Below are 3,634 nucleotides of genomic sequence, written 5' to 3' on the forward strand. Positions count from 1 at the left end.
GCACGCCGCCGCCGCGGCCGCGCTCGCCCCGCAGGCCGCCGCCCCCGCGGCCGCCCCCGCGCCGTCCGCCGCGTCCGCCGCGCCGGCGGCCGTGCCCGCCCAGGCCGCCCCGGAGGCCGAGCCGGGCGCCCGGGAGACCCGCATCCCGGTCAAGGGCGTCCGCAAGGTCACCGCCCAGGCCATGGTCGGCTCCGCGTTCACCGCGCCGCACGTCACCGAGTTCATCACCCTCGACGTGACCCGCACGATGAAGCTGGTCCAGGAGCTCAAGGCCGACCCGGACCTGGCGGGGCTGCGCATCAACCCGCTGCTGCTCATCGCCAAGGCGGTGCTGATCGCCGTACGCCGCAACCCGGACGTCAACGCGTCCTGGGACGAGGCGGCCCAGGAGATCGTGCTCAAGCACTACGTCAACCTGGGCATCGCGGCGGCCACCCCGCGCGGCCTGATCGTCCCCAACATCAAGGACGCGCACGCCAAGACGCTGCCGGAGCTCTCCGAGGCCCTGTCCGCGCTGGTCGCCACGGCCCGCGACGGCAAGACCTCCCCGGCGGACATGCAGGGCGGCACCCTCACCATCACCAACGTCGGCGTCTTCGGCGTCGACACCGGCACGCCCATCCTGAACCCCGGCGAGTCCGCGATCCTCGCGGTCGGCGCGATCAAGCTCCAGCCGTGGGTGCACAAGGGCAAGGTGAAGCCGCGCCACGTCACGACGCTGGCGCTGTCCTTCGACCACCGCCTGATCGACGGCGAGCTCGGCTCGAAGTTCCTGGCGGACATCGCGGCCGTGCTGGAGCAGCCGCGCCGCCTGGTCACCTGGTCGTAGCGGTCACACCGCACCGGCCCGCGGCCGGCTCCCCGAGCGGGGGGCCGGCCGCTTCCGCGTTCCCGCCCGCGGCCGGGGCGCACGGCCGGACGGGTGACCGGGTAGCCTCCCCGCCGTGAGAGGAGGACCGGTGCCCATCGCCGCGTTGCAGGTGTACTCCGTGGAGGAGGCGGACGGCTCGGGAGGGGTGTGCCGCGTGCGGTGCATCGGCGGCGCCGCCCGCACCGGCCAGGTGTACGCCGCCGGCGACGCCCGGCTCGGACTGCGCTGGATCGAGCGGCAGGGCCGCCGGGAGTCCTCGCTCGGCGCCGGCCGGGCGGCCCGCGTGCACCTGGCCGGCCCCGCGGCCGCCCTGCTCGCCGGCGGCCAGGTGCTGACCGCCGTCCCGCCCGGCGGGCACGCGCTGGAGGAGCTGGAGGCCTGGCTGGCCACGGACCCTCCGCTGGGCGACGAACCCCACCCGATGACGCTGAGCAGCCTCGCCGCCGCCGGGATGCAGGACGGGGCGCTGCCCGGCGCGCGGCGGCTGCGCTGGGGCCGGGTGGCGCTGGCCGCGGTCGAGCGCCGGGCCGACTGGGCGGGGCTGCACGCGCTGGACCGCGCCGCCGACAGGGCGGGCGTACGGGTCTACCTGATCCGGGAGTTCGGGCCCGGCCGGGGCGGGGACCCGGCCGCGCTGTGCCGGGAGCTGCTGGACCTGATCGACCTGGCACCCGCGGAGGCGGTCGCGCAGGCCCGGGCCTGGCGGGAGCTGCCCAGGCGGCGCATCCGGCACCTGCGGCGGATCAAGGTGCTGCTGGACCGGATGGCCGCGGTGGGCCCCCAGCTGGCCGAGTCGGACGACCCGGTCGTGCAGGCCGTCGGGGAGTGGGCGGGGGTGCGGGCCCTGCTCCCCTGAGCCGCGGGCGCGGTCCGCGGCGCGGCGGCCCACCCGGTGCGCCATCATGGGCCGTTGGCCGGAAGACGAGGGGGAGCGGGTGGCGCTGGAGGACGGGCCGGACGACGGCGGCACGGTGATCGGCGGGCGCTACCGCCTGGGCGGGCGGCTCGGCCGCGGCGGCATGGGCGTGGTGTGGCGGGCGACCGACGAACTCCTCGGGCGGGCGGTCGCGGTCAAGGCGCTCTCCCTCGACGCGGGCGCCGACCCGGCGGGCGCCCTGCGGGAGGCGCGGGCCGTCGCGAAGGTCAGGCATCCGCACGTGGTCGTCGTGCACGACGTGGTCGAGCACGAGGGGCGGCCCGTCATCGTCATGGAGCTGGTGGACGGCGGGTCGCTCGCCGACCGGCTGGCCGGACCCGACGGGCCGATGGCGCCGCGGGAGGCGGCAGCGGTCGGACTCGCCCTGCTCGACGCGCTGACCGCCGCGCACACGCTGGGGGTGCAGCACCGGGACGTGAAGCCGGCGAACGTGCTGCTGGAGGCGGGAACGGGCCGCGCGGTGCTGACCGACTTCGGCATCGCCAGCCTGCCCGGTGCGACGACGATCAGCGAGGCGGGGGCGTTCGCGGGCACCCCCGAGTACGCGGCACCCGAGCGCATGCAGGGCGGGGCGGGCGGCCCCGCGTCGGACCTGTGGTCGCTGGGGGCGCTGCTGTGCGCGGCGGTCACCGGCGAGTCGCCGTTCCGCCGGGACTCGATCGGGGCCGTCCTGCACGCGGTCGTCTACGAGGAGGTGCGGCCCTCGCAGCGGCTCGGGCCGCTCCTGCCGGTCGTCCGCGGGCTGCTGGAGCGGGATCCCGACCGGCGCCTGGGGGCGGCGCGGGCGCGCCGGATGCTCGCGGCGTGCGCGGCGGGGGACGGCCCGGCCGACGCGGCGACGGCCGGCCCGGCCGCCGGGGCCGCGTACACGCCGACGGAGCACGGCGGCGGCCGGCCGGGCGCCGCCCCGGCGCCGGCGCCCGTACGCGAAGGCGGCACCGCGCCGAAGACCCGGGACGCGGGCGGGCCTCCGGCGCGGCCGCGGCTGCGGGGTGCGCGGGCGGCCCTCGTGGTGGCGGGGGCCGTCGCCGCCTGCGCGGGCGCGGTGACGGCCGTGGCGCTGCTCGACGGCGGGACCCGGCAGCCCCCCGCGGCCGCCGCGTCCGCCGCGGCGGCGCCGGCCGCGCCCGGCCCGTCCGCGGCGGCCCCGGCCGCGTCCTCACCGCGGGCCGCGTCCCCGGGCCCGTCGACGACGACCGCCCCGGCCCCGGCCGCGACCACCGCGGCGCCGCTGCCGTCGCTGCCCGCGCAGGCCCGGCCGGTGCCCCGCGGCTACGTCCTCGTCACGGACGAGCGCGGCTTCAGCCTGGCCGTGCCGCAGGGCACCCGGCGCTCGACGGACGGCGAACGGGTCTTCTACACCACGGCGGACGGCGCCGTCCGCGTCGGGATCCGGACCGGGCCCGTCCCGGCCGGCGGGGCGCTCGGCTCGATGCGCGCCGCCGACGCCCGCGGCCCGGAGAGCAACCCCGGCTACCGCGACAACGCCGTCACCCCCACCACCCACGACGGCCTGCCGGCCGCGCTGTGGGAGTTCACGTGGAACGGCTTCACCGCCGCCGAGGGGCCCCGGCACACGTACGACATCTGCTGGGAGCAGGCCGGCACGCTCCACGACGTGTGGGTGTCGGCGCCGACCGGCCGCACGAAGGAGGCCCGCGCCGTCTTCGACACGGCGGTGGACTCCTACCTCCCGGCCGGCGGCTGACCGGGCCCGGCGGGGGCGTTCGCGGGTTGCCGGGCGCTGCCGACGGCCGGACACTGGTGGTATCGGCGTGCCCCGCCCCGGCTGCGGTTCCGGGCGGAGGCGACGCCCCGTCCCCCGC

At 79.1% G+C, this 3,634-nt stretch carries 3 protein-coding genes; all 3 read left to right on the forward strand.

Going from position 1 to position 3,634, the window contains the following annotated elements; genetic code table 11:
• The coding region (locus tag EF903_RS30140; RefSeq protein ID WP_148142611.1) for a dihydrolipoamide acetyltransferase family protein at positions 1 to 829 on the forward strand (829 nt) is incomplete at its 5' end.
• A gap of 130 nt (positions 830 to 959) precedes the next feature.
• A complete protein-coding gene (locus EF903_RS30145) occupies positions 960 to 1,727 on the forward strand; it encodes a hypothetical protein (RefSeq protein ID WP_125548168.1) in 768 nt (255 codons plus the stop codon).
• A 46-nt stretch (positions 1,728 to 1,773) separates the two neighbouring features.
• Positions 1,774 to 3,516 carry a serine/threonine-protein kinase gene (locus EF903_RS30150; RefSeq protein ID WP_125548169.1) on the forward strand — a complete coding sequence of 581 codons (1,743 nt, stop codon included), beginning with the start codon at positions 1,774 to 1,776 and terminating at the stop codon, positions 3,514 to 3,516.
• Positions 3,517 to 3,634 lie beyond the last annotated feature (118 nt).

This window comes from Streptomyces sp. WAC05292 (assembly GCF_003949955.1).
GTDB classification, from domain to species: domain Bacteria; phylum Actinomycetota; class Actinomycetes; order Streptomycetales; family Streptomycetaceae; genus Streptomyces; species Streptomyces globosus.

Bases quoted from the DNA above. Each gene is read 5' to 3' on its own strand.
- EF903_RS30150 (WP_125548169.1), top strand. From the start codon at position 1,774: ATGGGCCGTTGGCCGGAAGACGAGGGGGAGCGGGTGGCGCTGGAGGAC.